General features: G+C 71.9%; 17 protein-coding genes. 9 read left to right on the forward strand and 8 right to left on the reverse strand.

Annotated features, from left to right (window positions below):
* Positions 1–9: 9 nt before the first annotated feature.
* Positions 10–1,524, reverse strand: coding sequence for a sugar transferase (locus ACQEVB_RS00290; protein WP_432963078.1), 1,515 nt, complete (start codon positions 1,522–1,524; stop codon positions 10–12).
* Positions 1,525–1,616: 92 nt separating this feature from the next.
* Positions 1,617–2,765 (reverse strand): transferase, encoded by a 1,149-nt coding sequence (locus tag ACQEVB_RS00295; RefSeq protein WP_432963081.1) that lies wholly within the window; start codon positions 2,763–2,765, stop codon positions 1,617–1,619.
* 33 nt (positions 2,766–2,798) lie between these two features.
* Here ACQEVB_RS00295 and ACQEVB_RS00300 point away from each other — a divergent pair, with 33 nt between their 5' ends.
* From ACQEVB_RS00300 to ACQEVB_RS00325, 6 genes are read left to right on the forward strand one after another with little or no spacing between them, the layout of a single operon-like run.
* Positions 2,799–3,356: a dTDP-4-dehydrorhamnose 3,5-epimerase family protein gene (locus ACQEVB_RS00300; protein WP_432963084.1), complete on the forward strand. Its 558-nt coding sequence runs from the start codon at positions 2,799–2,801 to the stop codon at positions 3,354–3,356.
* 10 nt (positions 3,357–3,366) lie between these two features.
* Complete coding sequence (locus ACQEVB_RS00305) at positions 3,367–4,509, forward strand: DegT/DnrJ/EryC1/StrS family aminotransferase (RefSeq protein WP_432963087.1); 1,143 nt, start codon at positions 3,367–3,369, stop codon at positions 4,507–4,509.
* A gap of 7 nt (positions 4,510–4,516) precedes the next feature.
* The gene (locus tag ACQEVB_RS00310) at positions 4,517–5,764 is read left to right on the forward strand and encodes a methyltransferase domain-containing protein (RefSeq protein ID WP_432980013.1); all 1,248 of its coding nucleotides are present in this window, start codon (positions 4,517–4,519) and stop codon (positions 5,762–5,764) included.
* Between the two features lie 4 nt (positions 5,765–5,768).
* The gene (locus tag ACQEVB_RS00315; protein WP_432963090.1) at positions 5,769–6,425 is read left to right on the forward strand and encodes a PIG-L deacetylase family protein; all 657 of its coding nucleotides are present in this window, start codon (positions 5,769–5,771) and stop codon (positions 6,423–6,425) included.
* Between the two features lie 31 nt (positions 6,426–6,456).
* A complete protein-coding gene (locus ACQEVB_RS00320) occupies positions 6,457–7,482 on the forward strand; it encodes an NAD-dependent epimerase/dehydratase family protein (protein WP_432980016.1) in 1,026 nt (341 codons plus the stop codon).
* Between the two features lie 19 nt (positions 7,483–7,501).
* Positions 7,502–8,290, forward strand: coding sequence for an alpha/beta fold hydrolase (locus tag ACQEVB_RS00325; protein ID WP_432963093.1), 789 nt, complete (start codon positions 7,502–7,504; stop codon positions 8,288–8,290).
* Positions 8,291–8,377: 87 nt separating this feature from the next.
* Here ACQEVB_RS00325 and ACQEVB_RS00330 read toward each other — a convergent pair whose 3' ends face one another.
* From ACQEVB_RS00330 to ACQEVB_RS00355, 6 genes are all read right to left on the reverse strand, one after another.
* A complete protein-coding gene (locus ACQEVB_RS00330; RefSeq protein WP_432963096.1) occupies positions 8,378–9,394 on the reverse strand; it encodes a glycoside hydrolase family 6 protein in 1,017 nt (338 codons plus the stop codon).
* Positions 9,395–9,396: 2 nt separating this feature from the next.
* Positions 9,397–10,572: a glycoside hydrolase family 6 protein gene (locus ACQEVB_RS00335; protein ID WP_432963099.1), complete on the reverse strand. Its 1,176-nt coding sequence runs from the start codon at positions 10,570–10,572 to the stop codon at positions 9,397–9,399.
* Positions 10,569–12,536: a galactose oxidase-like domain-containing protein gene (locus ACQEVB_RS00340; RefSeq protein ID WP_432963102.1), complete on the reverse strand. Its 1,968-nt coding sequence runs from the start codon at positions 12,534–12,536 to the stop codon at positions 10,569–10,571. Before ACQEVB_RS00340 ends, ACQEVB_RS00335 begins: the two co-directional genes overlap by 4 nt.
* Positions 12,533–14,305, reverse strand: coding sequence for a glycosyltransferase family 2 protein (locus ACQEVB_RS00345; protein WP_432963105.1), 1,773 nt, complete (start codon positions 14,303–14,305; stop codon positions 12,533–12,535). The genes ACQEVB_RS00340 and ACQEVB_RS00345 overlap by 4 nt, the downstream gene beginning before the upstream one ends.
* Positions 14,306–14,953: 648 nt before the next feature.
* The gene (locus tag ACQEVB_RS00350) at positions 14,954–15,313 is read right to left on the reverse strand and encodes a DUF397 domain-containing protein (protein ID WP_432963108.1); all 360 of its coding nucleotides are present in this window, start codon (positions 15,311–15,313) and stop codon (positions 14,954–14,956) included.
* On the reverse strand, positions 15,313–16,164 hold the full coding sequence (locus tag ACQEVB_RS00355; RefSeq protein WP_432963111.1) for a helix-turn-helix domain-containing protein: 852 nt from the start codon (positions 16,162–16,164) through the stop codon (positions 15,313–15,315). Before ACQEVB_RS00355 ends, ACQEVB_RS00350 begins: the two co-directional genes overlap by 1 nt.
* A 71-nt stretch (positions 16,165–16,235) precedes the next feature.
* Between ACQEVB_RS00355 and ACQEVB_RS00360 the strand changes: the two genes are divergently transcribed.
* The 3 genes from ACQEVB_RS00360 to ACQEVB_RS00370 all read left to right on the forward strand — a co-directional run bounded on the left by ACQEVB_RS00360 (position 16,236) and on the right by ACQEVB_RS00370 (position 18,439).
* Entirely contained in the window at positions 16,236–16,586 is a 351-nt protein-coding gene (locus ACQEVB_RS00360; protein WP_432963114.1) for a hypothetical protein, read from the forward strand.
* Positions 16,583–17,149: an SPASM domain-containing protein gene (locus ACQEVB_RS00365; protein WP_432963117.1), complete on the forward strand. Its 567-nt coding sequence runs from the start codon at positions 16,583–16,585 to the stop codon at positions 17,147–17,149. The genes ACQEVB_RS00360 and ACQEVB_RS00365 overlap by 4 nt, the downstream gene beginning before the upstream one ends.
* Positions 17,150–17,350: 201 nt before the next feature.
* A complete protein-coding gene (locus ACQEVB_RS00370) occupies positions 17,351–18,439 on the forward strand; it encodes a Gfo/Idh/MocA family protein (protein ID WP_432963120.1) in 1,089 nt (362 codons plus the stop codon).

Genomic DNA, 18,439 nt, shown 5'->3' on the forward strand with positions numbered 1-18,439 from the left:
GGGGGTGGATCAGTACGCGCCGCGGCGGGTCAGCACCGCGCCGACGGTCTTCCAGAGGATGTGGGCGTCCAGCGCCAGGTTCCAGTTCTCGACGTAGCGCAGGTCGAGCCGCACTGACTGCTCCCACGACAGGTCGCTGCGGCCGCTGATCTGCCACAGCCCGGTGAGACCGGGCCGGACGAGGAGCTTGCGCTGCGCCGCCGAGCCGTAGCTGGCGACCTCCTCCGGCAGCGGCGGGCGCGGCCCGACCAGCGACATCTGCCCGGTCAGGACGTTGATCAGCTGGGGCATCTCGTCGATCGAGAACCGGCGCAGCACCGCGCCGACCCTGGTGACCCGCGGGTCGGCGCGCAGCTTGAACATCGGGCCGGCACCGTCGTTGTCGGCGAGCAGGTCGGCCAGCCGCGCCTCGGCGTCGACGACCATCGAGCGGAACTTCAGCATCGTGAACTCGCGCCCGTGCCGCCCGACCCGGACCTGCCGGAAGAAGACCGGGCCGCGGCCGTCGAGCTTGATGGCGAGCGCGACCGCGAGGAAGAGCGGCGCCACCACCAGCAGCAGCAGGAACGCGCCCAGCCGGTCGACCACGTGCTTGGCGAGCCACGACATCCCGGAGAACGTCGGCTTGGTCAGCCGCAGCAACGGCAGCCCGTCCACCGGTTCGACGTGCAGCCGCGGGCCGGCGACCTCCATCAGGCCGGCGTCGACGACCAGTTCCGCATCGCTGCCCTCCAACTGCCACGCGAGCTGGTGCAGCCGCTTCGGCGACCAGCCAGGGGTGGGGCACACCGCGACGATGCGGTGCCGGCCGGCGTTCGCGACGTCGACGACGGCGTCCAGGTCGCCGAGGACGGGAACGCCGAGGACGTCGGTGTCGCCGTGCTGGGCCCGCCCGGTGGGCGTGCACGCACCGGTGATGACCCAGCCGCGGGTGCCGTCACGGCGGGTGCGGTCGACCAGGTCGCCGACGGCCTCCGGCGTGCCGACGACGAGGACGGGCAGCACGCAGCGACCGCGGGCCCGTAGCCGGCTCAGGTTGAACCGGAGGACCAGCCGGCCGCCCACGGCCAGCACACCGGCCATCGGCATCAGCCCGAACACCCACGGCCGGGCGGCCAGCGCCTGCAAGGCCAGGCCGAGGAGACCGAGCAGCACCGCGCTGGTGACGACGGCCCGCAGGAGCCGGCTGAACTCCTCCGAGCCCTGCCCGAGGATCCGCGGGTCCCATGCCCGGCACGCCAGCAGGCTGCCGATCATCAGCAGCCCGGCCACGACCCCGACACCCGGGGACACGTAACCGAGCTGCGGGATGTGGCTGCCCAGGCCGAGCACGTAGCCGACGACGACGCTGAGGGTGATCGCGGCGAGGTCCGCCGCGACCGTCGCGGCGACGTAGCGGGACTCCCACCGATCGCGTGCCGGGACCACCCGGTCGCCGTGCACGACCGGCCGGGCGCTCGTCGTCGACTCCTGAGGAATCGCCGGCGACGAGCGCTGAGCGTTCAAGCCGAGTTCGAAAGACACGGATCCCCTCGCTGGTGCCGCAGGTACTGCTCCGAATGCCCTACTGCCCTGAGACGTGACGATTGGGGCCTCCACTCACTCGTCCGGGAATGTCACGGCGTTACGCGAGAAGAAGGCAGTCGGATCACCCCGGGATCGATCCACCGACCGCCCTGTCGCTCGACTTCGGGCAATGCTCTGCGCACCTCGGCGAGCAGATCGGGGACGAACAAGATCACCAGCTCAGGGGCGGCGGCGACCAGTTCCGCGGGGGACACGACGGGAACGTCCGTGCCGGGCATTCGACAACCGTGCTTTCCCGGAGAGGAATCGGCGACGGCCGGAAGCCGGCGTTTCGAGACACCGGTCAAATGGAGCAACGCCACTGCGCGAGATGCCGCACTGTATCCGTAGACCACCCGGCCTTCGGCACTGCTCGTGTCCAATAGGTGCCCGAGCGTGCTCGTCGATCTGTCGACCGCATGCTGCAGCCCCGCGAGCGCGTCGGGGTCCAGCACGCCGGCGGCCACTTCCGCGCTGATGGTGCGCTCGACCGAGGCGTCCACCGCGGCCGCCGCACCCCGCCTCGCGGCGACCAGGACGGTTCCCCCGTACAGCGGGAAGGTCCACGCGTGGGTGAGGGTCAGACCGCGGTCACGGAGCATCCGCTGTATCACCGGAGTGGAGTAGTAGGCGTAGTGCCCATGGCGTACCGCGTTCCACTGCTCGTGACCGACGATCGCGGCGAGGCTGTGGAACTGGAGGAGCAATAACCCGTCCGGAGCGAGCCGCGCGAGCGATGCGTCGAGGGCCGCCGCCTGATCGACGGCGTGCATCATGCCGAACACCCCGTCCACGAAGACGTCGGCGGCGCGCTCGCCCTCGGCGATCGGGCGGAGCCCGAGCTCGGTGAGGTTCGGCAGCCAGGTGCCGCCGTGCGGCGTCGCCCCCTCGGCGACGGTCGCGCCGGCGCGCAACAGGCCCGCGGCACGGAGCTCGGCGACCGCGTCGCGGCGCTGGCGCACCAGCGCGTCGGGCTCGTCGCCCTCCGGCCGCTCGGGCAGGTCGGTGTCGTCGGCGAGTTGGGCGAGCCCGCAGCCGGCGCACCACCAGAGCCGCAGCGGCGACATCGGGTCCGGGCCAGGATCGGTCACGATCGGGAAGCATTCGGATGCGGGCTGTAACCCCAGATCGAGAACGTGTTTCCCTTCCGTGGACCGGCAGTACCGGCACACGACGGCGCCCCGGGTAACGGCCGCCATAACGAATCCTCCTCCACACGCGACGAACGTCGCGTGGACGTACTCGCCAAGTCGCTCGACGGGGTCGTGGTGTTTCGCCCGACTCCGCATCGGGACGAACGGGGCTTCTTCACCCGGACATTCGACGCAGAGCTCGCAACCGAACACGGTCTGCATCCGGCGTCGTTCCTCCAGGACAGCCAGTCCCGGTCGCGTCGCGGCACGATCCGCGGCCTGCACGGGCGCGGCGGGCGCGGCGAGGCGAAGCTCGTCCGGTGCGCCCACGGCGCGGTGCTCGACGTGCTCGTGGACGCGCGCCCGCACTCCCCCACGTTCGGGCAGAGCCTCACGGTGACGCTGGACGACGAGACGTTCGACCACCTGTACGTGCCGCCCGGGCTGCTGCACGGGTTCCAGGCGCTCACCGAGGTCGCCGACGTCTGCTACCGGATCGACCGGCCGCACGACCCGGCCGAGGACCTCGCCGTGCGCCACGACGACCCCGACCTGGCGATCGCGTGGCCCCTGCCCGTCACGGCGATCAGCGACCGGGACCGCACCGCGGGTACGTGGCGCGAGCTGGTGGCGAAGCTGGGAGCACCGGCCTCGTAGGGTGCTCTGTGTGCCTGACGTGCTCCCCCTGATCGAGCTGGCCGCTCCCACCCTCGGCGAGGCGGAGCGGCACGCGCTGGCCGAGGTGATCACGAGCGGCTGGCTCACGATGGGCGAGCGGGTCCGGGCGTTCGAGACGGCGTTCGCGCAGCTGCACGACGTGCCGGACGCCGTGGCCGTCTCCTCGGCCACTGCGGCACTGCACCTCGCGCTCGCCGCGCACGACATCGGTCCCGGTGACGAGGTGCTGGTGCCGTCGATGACGTTCGTCGCCACGGTCAACGCGGTCGTCGCCGTCGGGGCGAGCCCGGTGTTCGTCGACGTCGTCGCGCCCGACACGCCGCACCTGGACCTCGCGGACGCGCGCCGCCGGCTCACCGCCCGCACCCGTGCGGTCGTGGTGATGCCCTTCGGCGGCTACGCGATGGACCTCACCGCGTGGCGCGCCTTCGCCGAGGAGCACGACCTCGTGCTCGTCGAGGACGCGGCGCACTGCGCGGGCACCAGCGCGCCCACCGGGGTGCACGGACCGGCCGCGTTCAGCTTCTTCACCAACAAGAACATGACCACCGCGGAGGGCGGGATGCTGCTCGTGCCCGACCCGGACCGGCGCGAACGCGCCCGGCGGATGCGCGCGCACGGCATGACGGCGAGCACGCTGGACCGCGACCGGGGCCGCGCGGTCGGCTACGACGTCGTCGAGTGCGGGCACAACTTCCGCATGGACGAGCTGCGGGCCGCGCTGGGGCTGGTGCAGCTGGAACGGCTCCCGGAGTGGAACGCGCGCCGCCGCGAGCTGTCGGCGCACTACCGCGCGGCGCTCGCCGCCGAGCTGCCTGCCGTCACCGTGCCGTTCACCGCGGAGCACCCGACCACCGCGCACCTGCTGCCGGTGCTGCTGCCGGCCGGCACCGACCGGGCCGCGGTGATGGCGGCGCTGCGGGCCGCCCAGGTCCAGTCGAGCGTGCACTACCCGCCCGTCCACCTGTTCACCGCGTACGGCACGGTCGACCCGGCCCGCAAGCTGCCGCGGACCGAGGAGTTCGGGGCCCGGGAGCTGACGCTGCCCCTGCACCCCGCCCTCACGACCGGCGACGTGGACCGGGTCGTCGCCACCCTCGGTAACGCTTTGGCGGTCCAGCACCGAGTTTGAGGCCGTGATCGAAGCGTCTCGCGGGGGAACGGTCTGTCGGCTGTGCGGCGGCACGGAACTGACCACGATGGTCGACCTGGGCGCCACCCCACCGTGCGAGCTGTTCCTCACCGCCGCCGCGCTGGACGCCCCCGAAGCGACGTTCCCGCTGCACGTGCGCGTGTGCGACCGCTGCCTGCTGGCGCAGCTGCCGCCCACGATCACCCCGGAGGACACGTTCACCGAGTACGCGTACTTCTCGTCGTTCTCCACGTCGTGGGTCGAGCACGCCCGCCGGTTCGTCGACGACGCGGTGGCGCGGCTCGGGCTCGGCCCCGAGTCGTTCGTCGTCGAGGTGGCGAGCAACGACGGCTACCTGCTGCAGCACGTCGTCGCCCGGGGCATCCGCTGCCTGGGCATCGAGCCGTCGGCCAACGTCGGCGCGGCCGCGCGGGAGAAGGGCGTGCCCACGCACACCGCGTTCCTGGGCCCGGAGACGGGCGCCGCGGTGGCGGCCGAGCACGGCCGGGCCGACCTCGTGTGCCTCAACAACGTCTACGCTCACGTGCCCGACCTCGTCGGCTTCACCCAGGGCCTGCGCGCGCTCGTCGCCGACGACGGCTGGGTGTCGGTGGAGGTACAGCACCTGCTCACGCTGGTGGAGCGCAACCAGTTCGACACGATCTACCACGAGCACTTCCAGTACTACACGCTGCTCACCGGGCAGCGGGCGCTCGCGGCGGGCGGGCTCACCCTCGTCGACGTCGAGCTGCTCGACACGCACGGCGGCTCGATCCGCATGTGGGCCCGGCCGGACGCGGTGGCGGGAGAGCCGTCGCAGCGGGTGCGCGACGTGCTGGCCGCCGAGGAGGCCGCCGGCCTGCACACCGTGGCAGGGCACGCCGGGTTCGCCGACGCCGTCGCCCGCATCCGCGACGACCTCGTCGCGTTCCTCATCGAGGCCCGGCGGTCGGGCCGCAGCGTCGTCGGCTACGGCGCCCCCGGCAAGGGCAACACGCTGCTCAACTACTGCGGCATCCGGCCCGACCTCCTGCGCTACACGGTGGACCGCAACCCGTACAAGCACGGCCGGTTCACCCCCGGAACCCGCATCCCGGTGCTGCCGCCCGAGCAGATCGACGCCGACCGGCCCGACTACGTGCTGGTCCTGCCGTGGAACCTGCGCGCGGAGCTCACCGAGCAGCTCGCGCACGTCCGCGACTGGGGCGGCGCGCTGGTGTTCCCCATCCCGCAGCTGGAGATCGTGAAGCCGTGAGCGCATGCTGAACCTGCTCCCCGAACACCTCGAGCGGGTCGTGGCGCTCGGCGCGCACTGCGACGACATCGCGATCGGGGCCGGCGGAACCCTCCTGGAGCTGTGCCGGGCCCACCCCGGCGTCGCCGTCACCGCGCTCGTGCTCACCGGCGGCGGCTCGCTGCGCGAGGAGGAGGAACGCAGCGCGCTGCGCGCGTTCTGTCCCGGCGCCGAGCTGGACGTCACCGTGCTCGACCTGCCCGACGGCCGCGTGCCGACCCAGTGGGGCCGAGCCAAGCAGGCGCTGGAGGAGCTGCGCCGCGGCGGCGACCCCGAGCTCGTCATCGCCCCGTCGCCGCACGACGCCCACCAGGACCACCGGGCACTGGCGCAGCTCGTGCCGACCGTCTACCGCGACCACCTCGCGCTGGGCTACGAGATCCTCAAGTGGGACGGCGACCTCATCCAGCCGTCGGTGTACCTCCCGCTCGCCGAGCCGGTGCTGCAGGAGAAGGTGACCAAGCTGCACGCCCACTACGGCTCCCAGCACGGCCGCGGCTGGTTCGACGCGGAGACGTTCACCGGGCTGGCCCGCGTCCGCGGTGTGCAGTGCGGGGCGCGCTACGCCGAGGCGTTCCACGTCGCGAAGCTGGCGATCGGCTTCGGCCGGGTCGCCGGATAACGTCCGCGCCGGCGAGAACGACCCGATGGGCGTGCGTGTACTGCTGACCGGACATCAGGGTTACCTCGGCACCGTCATGGCTCCGGTGCTCACCGCCGCCGGACACGCGGTCACCGGGCTCGACAGCGGGCTGTTCGCCGCGTGCGTGCTCGGCGACCTCGACGTGCCCGACGTGCCTGGGCTCGCGAAGGATCTGCGCGACGTCACCGTCGACGACCTGCGCGGGTTCGACGCGGTGGTGCACATGGCGGCGCTCTCCAACGACCCGCTCGGCTCGCTCGCGCCGGAGATCACGTACGCGATCAACCACCACGCGTCCACCCGGCTCGCGCGCCTGGCGAAGGAGGCCGGCGTCACCCGCTTCGCGTACGCCTCCACGTGCTCGGTCTACGGCGCGCAGTCCGGTGACGAGCTGGTCGGCGAGGACGCCCCGCTCAAGCCGGTCACGCCGTACGCGATCTCGAAGGTGCGGGTGGAGGACGACCTCGTCGAGCTTGCCGACGACCACTTCGTGCCGGTCTCGCTGCGCAACGCCACGGCGTTCGGGTTCTCCCCGCGGCTGCGCGCCGACATCGTGCTCAACAACCTCGTCGGCCGCGCCGTGCTGACCGGTCGGGTCACCGTGCTCTCCGACGGCACGCCGTGGCGGCCGCTCGCGCACGCCGAGGACATCGCCGGCGCCGTCGTGGCGGCGCTGGCCGCGCCCGCCGACGTCGTCCGCGGGCGGGCCTACAACGTGGGCACCGAGCGCAACAACGCCACCGTCGCCGAGATCGCGCAGGCGGTCGTCGCTGCCGTGCCGGGCGCCGAGCTGGAGATCACCGGGGAGGCCGGCAACGACCCCCGCTCGTACCGCGTCGACTTCTCCCGCGCCCGCGCCGAGCTGGGGTTCGAGGCCGCGTGGTCGATCCCCGACGGCGCCGAGCAGCTCGTCACCGAGTACCGCAAGCGCGAGCTGACGCAGGAGGCGTTCGACCGCCGGTTCACCCGGCTCGCGGTGCTCACCGACCGCCAGGCCGCCGGCACCCTGGACGCGGACATGCGCCCGCTCGGCTGAGCCACTCACACAGCATCGAATGATCATCGACGTCCGCGGCCGCGCGATCGCCGTCCGGCGGGCGGGCAGCGGCCACCCGCTCCTGCTGCTGCACGGCGCGCTGAGCGACGGGCGGGAGTGGCGGGCGCAGCTCGCCGGCCTCTGCGACGAGTTCGACGTGATCGCGTGGGACGCCCCGGGGTGCGGCGACTCTGCCGACACCCCGCCGGTGGCCGGCATGGCGGACTACGCCGACGCCGTCGCCGGCCTGGTCGGCGCACTCGGTCTCGGGCAGGTGCATCTGTGCGGGCTGTCGTTCGGCGGTGGCCTCGCGCTGGCGGTGTACGAGCGGCATCCGCGCATCGTGCGGTCGCTGGTGCTGGCCTCGGCCTACGCCGGCTGGCGCGGATCGTTGCCGCCCGAGGAGATCGAGGCGCGCCGCGACCGGCTGCTGGGCGAGCTCGCCCGCCCGCCCGCGACCTGGATCGACAGCTACCTACCCGGGTTCTTCGCCGGAGCGGTGCCGCCGGAGACCCTCGACCTGGTCCGCTCGATCATGCTCGACGTCCGGGCCGCCGGGATGCGTCCGATGCTCGACGCGTTCGCCGCGGCGGACCTGCGCGCGGTGTTGCCGACCGTCGCGGTGCCCACGCTGCTGATCCACGGCGACGCCGACGTACGCGCGCCACGTCCGGTCGCCGAAGCGCTCCACGCCGGCATCGCGCACTCCGAGCTCGTCCTGCTGCCGGGAGTGGGCCACGCGTGCAACCTGGAGGCGCCCGACGCCTTCAACGCCGAGCTGCGCCGGTTCCTCCGCACCGTGCCGTGAAGCGGCCGGTCCCGAACGACGTCACACAGCCAGTGCGGTCCTCACACATGCTGGAACGTGTGTGCGGACCGCACGCGGTGTGTGAGGTCAGTTCTTGGCGTTCTTCGCCAGCTCCAGCGCGTACTGCGGCATCCACTGCCCCGCCCGCGGCTCGCCGGGGCGGCAGTCGCCGTCGCTCTCGCCGACGCGCTTGACCCACAGGTAGGCGTCGACGAGGGGCTCGCCGGTGGCGAACGTCGGCGCGACGCCCAGGGCGCGGCCGGGCGGGTTGCACCAGCCGGGGCCGCCGTTGACGTCCCCGGGGACGCCGCCGTTGCCGTTGCGGCCCGTGTCGATGACGAAGTGCTTGCCGCCGAGCGCGGACGACAGCTCCTTGCCGAACTCCAGGTTGTCCTTCGTCTCCCGGAAGTTGGAGACGTTGAGGCTGAACCCGTCGGCGCGGTCGACGCCGCTGCGCTTGAGCGCGTCGATCAGCTGGTCGGTGTCGTCGATGAAGCCGGGGTTGCCGGCATCGAGGTAGACGGTGGCGCCGGCGTCCTTCAGCTGCCCGATCGAGTCGCGGATGAGGTCCAGCCGGCTCTCGCCCTTGCCGCACGAGATCGTCTGCGGCACCCCGTCGGGCTCGACGATGATCAGCGCGTTCGAGCCGCGCACGGCGTCGGCGACCTCCTTCGACCACTGCCGGTAGTCGTCGCTGTCGTCGGCGCCGCCGCCGGAGTAGCTGTTGCAGTCCCGTCCCGGGATGTGGTACGTCACGAAGTAGGGCCGCTTGCCGGCCGCCTTCGCCTTCTCGACGTAGCTGCGGGCCTCGTCCTCGACGTGGCCGGTCGGCTTGGTCAGCCAGTCCGGCTGCGGCTGCGCGGCGATCTTCGCGACGAGGTCGGCGTCGGCCGAGCGGCCCTCGGCGCGCCATTGCTGCACCTGCTTGGCGGCCGCCGTGTCCGGGTCGACGAACAGGGCCGCGGCTCCGTCCTGCGTCGGGCCGGCGGTGGTCGGCGCGGGCGCGGGCAACGGCTTCGGCGGGGTGGTCGGCGACGAGCACGCCGTGACGGACAGGGCGACGGCGGCGGCGAGCAGGCCGGCCCAGCGGGGAACAGCAGTCACGATCAGACCTTGGAGACGAGCCCGAGCGCGTAGTCGGGCATCCACTGGCCGGCGGCGGGTTCGCCGTCGCGGCACGACCCGTCGGACTCTCCGGGTCGCTTGATCCACAGGTAGGCGTCGACCCGGTCCTCGCCGGTCGACAGCGTCGGCGCCTGCCCGATCTGGCGGCCCGGCGGGTTGCACCAGGCGGGTCCGCCGTTGATGGTGCCCGACGTGGTGGGCCGGCCGTTGCCGTTGCGGCTGGTGTCGATCACGAAGTGCGTGCCACCGAGGACGTCGGAGATCTTCCGCCCGTAGGTGATGTTGTCCTTCGTCTCGTAGAAGTTCGCGACGTTGAGGCTGAACCCGTCGGCGTGCTCGACGCCGCTGCGCTTCAACGCGTCCGCGATCGCCCCGGTGTCGGTGACGAAGCCGGGGTTGCCCGCGTCCAGGTACACCTTCGCACCGGCGCCCTTCAGCACCTGCACGGCGTCGGTGAGCAGGCCGTAGCGCTCCTGCGCCTTGCCGCCCGCGCAACCGGACACCTCGTGCGGGACGGCATCGGGCTCCACCACGACGAGCGCTTCGGTGCCCTGGATCGCGCCGGCGAGCTCCCGGATCCACGCCGCGTAGTCGCTCGCGTTCTCCGCCCCGCCCGCCGAGAAGCTCTGGCAGTCGCGGTTGGGCACGTGGTAGGCCACCAGGTACGGCCGTTGACCTGCGGACTTCGCCTTCTTCACGTAGGCCGTGACCTGCGCGGCGACGTGCCCGGTGGGCGCGGTCGCCCACAGCGGCACCGGCTGGGCGGCGATGGCGCCGATCCGCCGGGCGTCCTCGGCGCGGCCCTGCGCCTGCCACTCCTGCGCCTGCAGGGCGGCCGGCGAGCTCGGATCGACGAACAGGCCCGTCGCCGACGGCAGCGGTTTGCCGGTGGGACCGGGCTCCTCCTGCCCCCCACCGCTGAGGACGGTGATCAACACGACGACCAGCGCCACCGCGATCGCTCCGGCCACGGCTCCGAAGAGCAGCGCCTGGGGTCGACGGGTCCGCACGGGAGGCGAGTCTTCCAGAGCCAGCCGGCGGCGCGGACGGCGGTCCGCGTCGTAGCCGGGCGCGTACTCGGGCCCGTAGGCGATCTCGGGCCGCTCCTGCTCGGCGTCCACCGCGCTGCGCTCGTGGCGGCCGTGCCGGTTGGTCATCGCGTGACCTGCACCCACTTCGCGATCGACGGAACGCCCTGGTCGTCCACCAGGAACAGCATGTAGAAGCCGGGCGGGACGATCGTGTCCTCCTTCGGCACCCCCAGCGTCAGGGTGCCGTCGGGCTTCTTCGCCACGTCGAGCGCGACGGTGCGCTGCTCGAGATCGGTGACGTGCGTGGCGGCGCTCGGCCGCACCAGGCGGGCCTTCGTGATGCGGGCCGCGTCCGGGCTGGACACGGTCATCGAGCCGCCCAGCGGCACCGTCTTCGGCGCGTCGGCGATCGTCGGCTGCGGCGACTTGAACAGGTACGCCGGGGTGAAGATCTCCAGGCGCTTCTCGAACGTCGCCGGCTTCAGGTCCTCCGGGTCGCGGAACAGCGCGTTGCCACCCATGGTCATGACCTGCCCGTTCGGCAGGAGGATGCCCTCGGAGTGGTAGTCCCGGCCGACCGTCGGATCCGCCGCGGGCGTGATCGTGTTGGTGTCGGGGTGGTAGATGCTCGCGAGGTAGTTCCAGCTGGCGTGCTTGCCCCGGTAGTCCTGGGAGCCGTTGGAGATCAGCAGCGAGTCGTCGGGCAGCTGGACGACGTTCGGGTAGCGCGTGGGCGCCGGCAGGTTGGGTCCGGGCTTGAACTCCGGCTTGGCCGCCTTCAGGTCGATCACGTCGATGCGCGCCGTGGACTTCGGCGACTCGCCGACCCCGCCGCCGCCGAAGACCGCCACCTTCTGGTCCTGCACCGGCCCGACGAACGCCGACCCGCTGGTCTCCATCAGGTCGGGGTCGCGCAGCCCGGGCACCGTGGTGATGGTGTTCTTCTTCAGGTTCCAGAAGGCCGGGTCACGGCCCTTGTCGGCCGGCCCGTAGCCGGCGTTGGAGCCCGAGTAGAACAGCACGTCCGGCGTCGCGGTCTGGAACAGCGCCGGGTAGGTCGGGAAGTACTGGTAGAGGTCCTTGCGCTCGGTCCAGACCTTCGTGACGGGGTCGTAGGTCTCGTTGTCGCCGTTGAGGATCTGGCCGACGCCGTCGAGCCCGGAGACCGACAGGATCTGCCCGTCCGGCAGCCCCAGGAGCGACGGGTACCAGCGCTTGTACTTCATGTCGCCGACCCGGACGTACTGCTCGGTGAACGGGTCGAACTCGAACGAGTCGGCGATCCCCTGGAAGTCCTGCTTGTCGAGGTTGAGCTTCTCGGCGAGCCCGTACAGGTTGTTGACGTCGAGACCTTCGAGACCGGTGATCGTGTACTGCGCCGGCACGTCGGTGACGCCGGCGGGGCCCTCGGTCTCCGACTCCACGAACACCTTGGTCTCGCTGGCCTGGACGGTCACCGGCCCGTTGGGCTTGCGCGGGTTCACCGGCACCTTCGCCGCCGGCGGCACCGAGAACGCGTTGGTGGCCTTGTACCGGCGCCCGTCGGGCGAGACGAACTCGGTGCCCTTGGGGAAGTCGTGGCCCTTGTCGGGGCTCTCGTTCTTCACCCGCATCGCGCCGGCGGCGAACTTCACCGCGGGGGGCAGCAGTTCGAACCGCTGCGTGCCACCCGCGACGAGCAGCTTGCCGTCGGGCAGGAACGCGTGCCCGGCGCAGAACATGTCGGCCGGGGTCGGAACGAGCTTCGTCTGCCCGGTGACCGGGTCGTAGACCAGAGTGCGGAACTTGCCCGCGTCGAACTGCTTCTGCTCGTTGCCCGAACCGGCGATGAGCAGCAGCTTCCCGGTCGGCAGCAGGGCCGCGTGGATGGCGTTGACCTGCACGTCCTCCGGCAGGTCGATGACGTCCCACCGGCCGTACTGGCGCTTGTACTCAGGGCTGTCGATCAGCCACTGGTGCTGCATCTCCTTCACGAAGGCGATGGCCGGCGGCACGTTCACCGCGAGCAGCACCACCGGCAGCACGATCAGCGCGATCATCTTGCGACGCTTGTTGAGCTGCCGCAGCAGCCCGCGGATGGCCTTCCTCACGCGACCGCCCTGATCTTCACGGTCCGCTCGGGATCGAGCTCGTAGGCCAGCTCGGGCGACAGCTCGGTGCGCGGGGCCGGCACGACACCGGGCTGCGTCTCGGGCTTGTCGAGCCACGCCAGCACCATCGGGGTGACCGTGATCAGCAGCGCCAGCGACGGCCACATCAGCACGTCGAAGTTGGCGTAGCCGAGCACGAACGCGGCCGCGATCGAGCCGCCGATCAGGGTGGCCCACATGAGGTGCCGCCAGAACGTCCAGACCGTGTCGGTGGTGGACGCGAGCGCCTTCGGCGTGACGACGAAGCGGGCGGGCCGGCGCAGGATCGTCGCGATCATGCCGGCCGCGTAGATCGGCGAGGTGAGCACCGACATGACCATGCCGCGCAGGCCCGGCGAGCCGTCCGGCTCGAACGGGCTGACGTTGTACTTGCGGTTGCGCACGTACACCCAGAGCTGGAACAGGGTCGCGTCGACGTAGAGGGCGAGCCACAGCTGCGGCGGCACGACGATGCCGGTGGCACCGACCGTCAGGTAGATCATCGCGTTGACGCAGCCGAGGATCCAGCCCACCGCCATCGACGGGTAGAACGCCGCGATCAGCATGTAGTGCAGCGGGCGGAACTTGCCCAGCCGGTGCATCCGCCGCCAGAACGGGCCGATGAGCAGCTCGAACGTGCCCCGGCACCAGCGCAGTTGCTGGCCGAAGTAGTCGCCCCACGACGACGGGCCCTCGCCGATGGCGACGACGTCGGGGGTGTAGACCGACCGCCAGCGCCCGCCCGTGGAGGGGTTGCGCCGCGAGTGGATGGCGAGGCCGGTGGCCATGTCCTCGGTGATCGAGTCGATGAGGCCGCCGACGCAGCCCAGCGCCTCGATGCGCACGGCGTTGTTGGTGCCGACGAGCATCGGCGCGCCGTAGGCGTTGGCCGCGCGCTGGATCACCGAGTGGAACGGGAACTGCTGCGACTCCGCGGCCTTGGTGACGAAGCGCTCGTCGTTGGCGTAGCACTGCGGGCCGACGACGTAGCCGACGTCCGGGTCGCGGAAGTAGCCCAGCATCCGCTCGGCGTACTCCGGCACGGGCACGTGGTCGGGGTCGACCGACATGAAGACGTCGTAGCGGTGGCCGTGGCGGTCCAGCCAGGCGTTGTAGTTGCCGTGCTTCGTCTTCGCCTTGAAGGCGCCCTTCTTGGTGTTGTACTCGGCGATGCCCTTGCGGCTGAAGTGCCGCACGCCCTCCGCCTCGCACATGGCCTTGACGCCGGGGTCGTTGCCCTCGTCGAGCAACCAGACGTCCAGGCGGCCGGGGTAGCGGATGCGCCGCGCCGCGTGCAGGGTCTGGCGCACCATCTCGACCGGTTCCTTGCCCGGCACGATCGTGGTGATGAAGGCCACCCGCATGCGGGGGTCGGGACGGACCGGGATGGGGTCGCGGGCCAGCAGCGTGGCCAGCGACAGCGAGAACACGTTCACCAGGCGCAGGCCCTCGACCAGCGCGACCGAGCAGAGCACGAACATGTTGGCGGCGTTGACCCACCAGCGGTACTCGTCGTACTCGGGGTGGTGCGCGGGCGCGAGCAGCCAGATGACGAAGCCGACCTCGAGCGCGACGTTCGCCAGCACCACCAGCATGGTGCGCAGCACGCGACCCCTGCTCTGCGAGCCGACGCGCTGGTAGGCCACGCGGTACTCGCCCGGTGGCGGCTCCGTGATCGGCCCGGCCAGCGTCGTGAACGCACGGATCCGGCCCGGCGTGATCGTGGCCATTCTGGTCTATCCCCCGTTGTCCCTCGTGTCTGCGGTGCGGCTGGAAACGCTCAGCCCCCCGCGACGGGCGGGAGATCGCGCCTTCGTCGTCGAACAGCCTCCACCAGACCGATCGCCGACACTTCCGAGCCTGTTACGCCACCGGCGGCCACCGGTCGCGTCGCACGGTGCGTGACCGGTGAGACCGTCCCCGAAGATGACCTCGCCGTGCCGCCGCACGTCGCGCATACGTGAAGAGAGACGCCGCGGAGCCGCGAAAGGTTGCCCCTGAGATCGGCGGGAGAGCAGTCCGCCAGGGCCGAACGGAGCAACTTGCATCGGCGCGGAGCCTCGCCGTCGCCCCCTCCTTGCGCGGCCGGGGGATGCCGGCGGCAGCGTCCTGACCAGCCGGAACACGCCTCCTTGGCGGGGCCGCGCCGGCGCGGGGAGGCGGCGGAGCGCGCCGCGGGCGGCCGCGGCCGGGCGCGACACGCCGCGCAGCACACGCCGAGTGATCCGGCCCACGGTCTGCCCCACGCTCCTACAACACGGGCGGCGTGCGGGAGGTCACGGTGAACCACCCGGTCCTCGCAGAGGTTGAGACGTCCTCGCAGAGGTTCGAACTCGTGCGAGGACGACCTCGGCTCTGCGAAGTCGTCCGGCCGCGGGTCAGGCGTTGACGAGGCTGAACTCGCCGTTCCGCGCGCCGGCGACGAACGCGGCCCACTCGCGTGCGGTGAACTCGAGCCGGACGCCCGTCGACGCGACCAGCGCCCGACCGCCGTCGGCGCCCGGCACCACGGCCAGGTCGCCGCCGGCCGGAGCGCCACCCCCGACGACCGCCGCGACGAAGGCGTCCCACGCGGCGCGGGCGAACCGGATCTCCGGGCCCCGGCCGTGCTGCTTGGAGTCGGCGACGAGCACGTCGTCGCCGTCGAAGCGGACCTCGACGCACTCGTTGCCCCCGTTGCTGAAGCTGGAGGTGAACCAGCCGTCAGCCCTGCGAGCGGCGTCGACGTCCGCTGACATCACATCTCCGTCTCCACCCGGCGGATCAGCGCCAGACTCTGCTCCCTGTCCAGCGCGACCTGGGCGCCGTCGTCCCAGGCGACACTGTACTCGCGGACGAGCGCCGCCCTGTCGATCAGTTCGGCGTAGGAGACGCTCTCCTGGTACAGCACCGCGGGCAGCCGCGGGCTGTCGAACTCGTAGATGTGGAAGGTGCCCGCGCCGAGCGCGGAGTACCGCGAGGCCGTGAAGGGCACGATCCGCACGTCGACGTTCTCGTGCGTGTCGATCGTCGCGGCGAGGTGCTGGAGCTGGCGCCGCATCACCTCCGGTCCCCCGACCTGCTGGCGGAGTGCCCCCTCGCTCATGACCACGGAGAGCCGAAGCGGATCCTCGCCGTCGAGGCGGCGCTGGCGCGTCATGCGCGCCTCCATCCGGGGCTGCAGGTCGGCCGATCGGAAGATCGGGTCGCCGCCGCCGAGCGCGTGCGCGTACTCCGTGGTCTGCAACAGGCCGGTGATGAGGAGGCTCTGGTGAGCCCGCACGGTGACCGCCCCGTGCTCCAGCCCGAACATGCGCAGCACGACCGGGTCGAAGATGGCCGAGTACTCCTGCCACCATCCGCGTAGCAGCACCTCCTCGCGCAGCGCGCGGAGCTCGGCGGCCTCGCCCGCCTCGACATCGTAGATCCGCAGCAGGGCGTTCAGCTTGTCCAGGCTCACCCGGGTGTTGCCGCGCTCGACGTCGGAGACGTAGCCCTGCGTGCAGCGGGCCCCCTTGGCGGCCGTCGTCGTGGTCATCCCGGCGGCGTCCCGGCACTGCCGGAGCCGCACGCCCAGCTCCCACGCGGCCACTACTGGCGAGTTCGCCATCGTCCACCTTTCTCCACCGATATCGATGCGGTACCCTGCTCGACCTGGCGCCGAATGAGGGAGAGTAACGCATGAAGTGCGGCGACGAACTGGACGAACCCGTGCTGGCCCCACGGCACCGCACATTCCTCCGCGCCGAGTCCCTGCCCCGGCACCTCCCCGTCGCGGCGGTCCGGCTGCACCGCCAGGTGCGCCGGCGCCTGCACGAGCTGGACCTCGCCGCCGAGCACGGTCGGGACCGCTGGACGGCCCAGGAGCTGCGGCGGGCCGCATCCAGCCTGCGCGAGCTGCTGGCCATGCACATGCCGTTCCACGGCACCCACTGCCCCACCTGCCGCAGCCGATGGGGCCTGCCGTCGCGCTGGCCGTGCCACGTCTGGCAGGTCGTGCACCACCTCCTCGACGGGACGCGTGCCGCATGACCGGGCCGACCTTCGTCTGGTTGGAGATCGCCGGACCCGGGCCCAGCGCGGGCCCCGCAACGATGACCATCGAGGACTGGCACCGCGTGATCGAGGAGGCCGCCGCGCTCGGCGTCGCGATGGTGCAGTTCATCGGGGGCGAGCCGGCACTCCCCACGCTCGCGGACCACGCACTGCAGGCCGGCATGGAGGTCGAGGTGCTCAGCGACCTCGTCCGCGTCCCGGCACGGCTCCCCCGGGTACGGCTCACGACCAGCTACTACTCCGACGAGCTCGAGGAGCACGAATCGCGCATCCCGGCAGTGCGGGCCGGGCGCGGAACCGGGCATCGACCGTCCGGTGTCGACGCGCTCTGCGGCGGCTGCGCACAGGGCAAGGTCGCGATCGGGCCGACGGGCGACGTCTGGCCCTGCGTCTTCGCGCGCTGGCTGCCCGTGGGCAACGTCCGGGTCAGCCCGCTGCAGGAGATCGTCACCGGGCCCGCCCTGCGCTCGACCACGGACGCGTTGCGCCGCGCGTTCGAGGAGCGGAACGCGGCACCCTGCGGCCCTCGTCGTGGCTGAGGACAACCGCTCACGCACACCTCCTGGTGCCCACGCACATGGTCGGACGTGTGCGTGGGCACGTCAGGTTGTGCGTCAGCGCAGTCGGCCGCGCGGAGCACCTGCAGGGTGGATTCTGCCGAGTGCGATAGTGGTGGCCGGCCGGGCGGCCCGACGGGCCGTCGTCCGGCATCCGCATCGCCTGCCGAGAGGACCCACCGCGTGACCGCCGCCGCGACCACGGAATCCACGCCTCCGCGACTCGGTGTCGCGGTCATCGGCGCCGGCTACTGGGGGCCGAACCTCATCCGCAACGCGCAGGCGACACCGTCGATGCGCGTCGAGTACCTCTGCGACCTCGACGAGAGCCGCGCGCGGCGCGTGCTCGGCGAGTACTCCACCGTGAAGGTGTCGACGTCGGTGGAGGAGGTGCTGGCCGACCCGGCCGTCGACGCCGTCGCGATCGCCACGCCGGCCGCCACGCACTTCGCCGTCGCGATGGCTGCGCTGGAAGCCGGCAAGCACGTGCTCGTGGAGAAGCCGATCGCGCCCACCTTCGACGAGGGCCTCGCGCTCGCGGAGGCCGCCGAGCGGCTCGGCCTGGTCCTGATGGTCGACCACACGTTCTGCTACACGAACGCGGTGGCGAAGCTGCGCGAGATGGTGCGCGGCGGCGAGCTGGGGCAGCTGCAGTACCTCGACTCGGTGCGCATCAACCTCGGCCTCATCCAGCGCGACGTCGACGTGCTGTGGGACCTGGCCCCGCACGACCTGTCGATCTTCGAGAACATCCTCCCCGACGACGTGAAGCCGGTGGAGGTCGCCGCCCAGGGCTCCGACCCGGTCGGCGCCGGCCGGGCCTGCGTCGCCTACCTGACGGTGAAGCTGTCCAACGACGTGCTCGCACACGTGCACGTCAACTGGCTGTCTCCGACGAAGATCCGCAACATGATCGTGGGCGGGTCGGAGCGCATGGTGGTGTGGGACGACCTGTCGGTCACGCAGAAGCTGTCGGTGTACGACTCGGGCGCCGAGATCAGCGCCGCGAGCCTCGACACCGAGGGCCGCGCGGCCACGATCGTCGCCTACCGCAACGGCGACATGGTCGCGCCGGCGATGCCGAACAACGAGGCGCTGCGCGGCGTGATGGCCGAGTTCGTGGCCTCCATCAACGAGAAGCGCGCGCCGCTCACCGACGGGTGGGCCGGCCTGCAGGTGCTCGCCACGCTGGAGGCGGCGTCGCAGAGCCTGGCCAGCGGCGGGGCGTTCGTCCCGATCCGCGAGGTCGCGCGATCCAACGGAGGTGAGTGA

It is taken from the genome of Pseudonocardia sp. CA-107938 (assembly GCF_050936315.1).
Lineage (GTDB): Bacteria > Actinomycetota > Actinomycetes > Mycobacteriales > Pseudonocardiaceae > Pseudonocardia.

Bases quoted from the DNA above. Each gene is read 5' to 3' on its own strand.
- ACQEVB_RS00295 (WP_432963081.1), bottom strand. From the start codon at position 2,765: ATGGCGGCCGTTACCCGGGGCGCCGTCGTGTGCCGGTACTGCCGGTCC.
- ACQEVB_RS00315 (WP_432963090.1), top strand. From the start codon at position 5,769: ATGCTGAACCTGCTCCCCGAACACCTCGAGCGGGTCGTGGCGCTCGGC.
- ACQEVB_RS00325 (WP_432963093.1), top strand. From the start codon at position 7,502: ATGATCATCGACGTCCGCGGCCGCGCGATCGCCGTCCGGCGGGCGGGC.
- ACQEVB_RS00335 (WP_432963099.1), bottom strand. From the start codon at position 10,572: ATGACCAACCGGCACGGCCGCCACGAGCGCAGCGCGGTGGACGCCGAG.
- ACQEVB_RS00345 (WP_432963105.1), bottom strand. From the start codon at position 14,305: ATGGCCACGATCACGCCGGGCCGGATCCGTGCGTTCACGACGCTGGCC.
- ACQEVB_RS00350 (WP_432963108.1), bottom strand. From the start codon at position 15,313: ATGTCAGCGGACGTCGACGCCGCTCGCAGGGCTGACGGCTGGTTCACC.
- ACQEVB_RS00355 (WP_432963111.1), bottom strand. From the start codon at position 16,164: ATGGCGAACTCGCCAGTAGTGGCCGCGTGGGAGCTGGGCGTGCGGCTC.
- ACQEVB_RS00360 (WP_432963114.1), top strand. From the start codon at position 16,236: ATGAAGTGCGGCGACGAACTGGACGAACCCGTGCTGGCCCCACGGCAC.
- ACQEVB_RS00365 (WP_432963117.1), top strand. From the start codon at position 16,583: ATGACCGGGCCGACCTTCGTCTGGTTGGAGATCGCCGGACCCGGGCCC.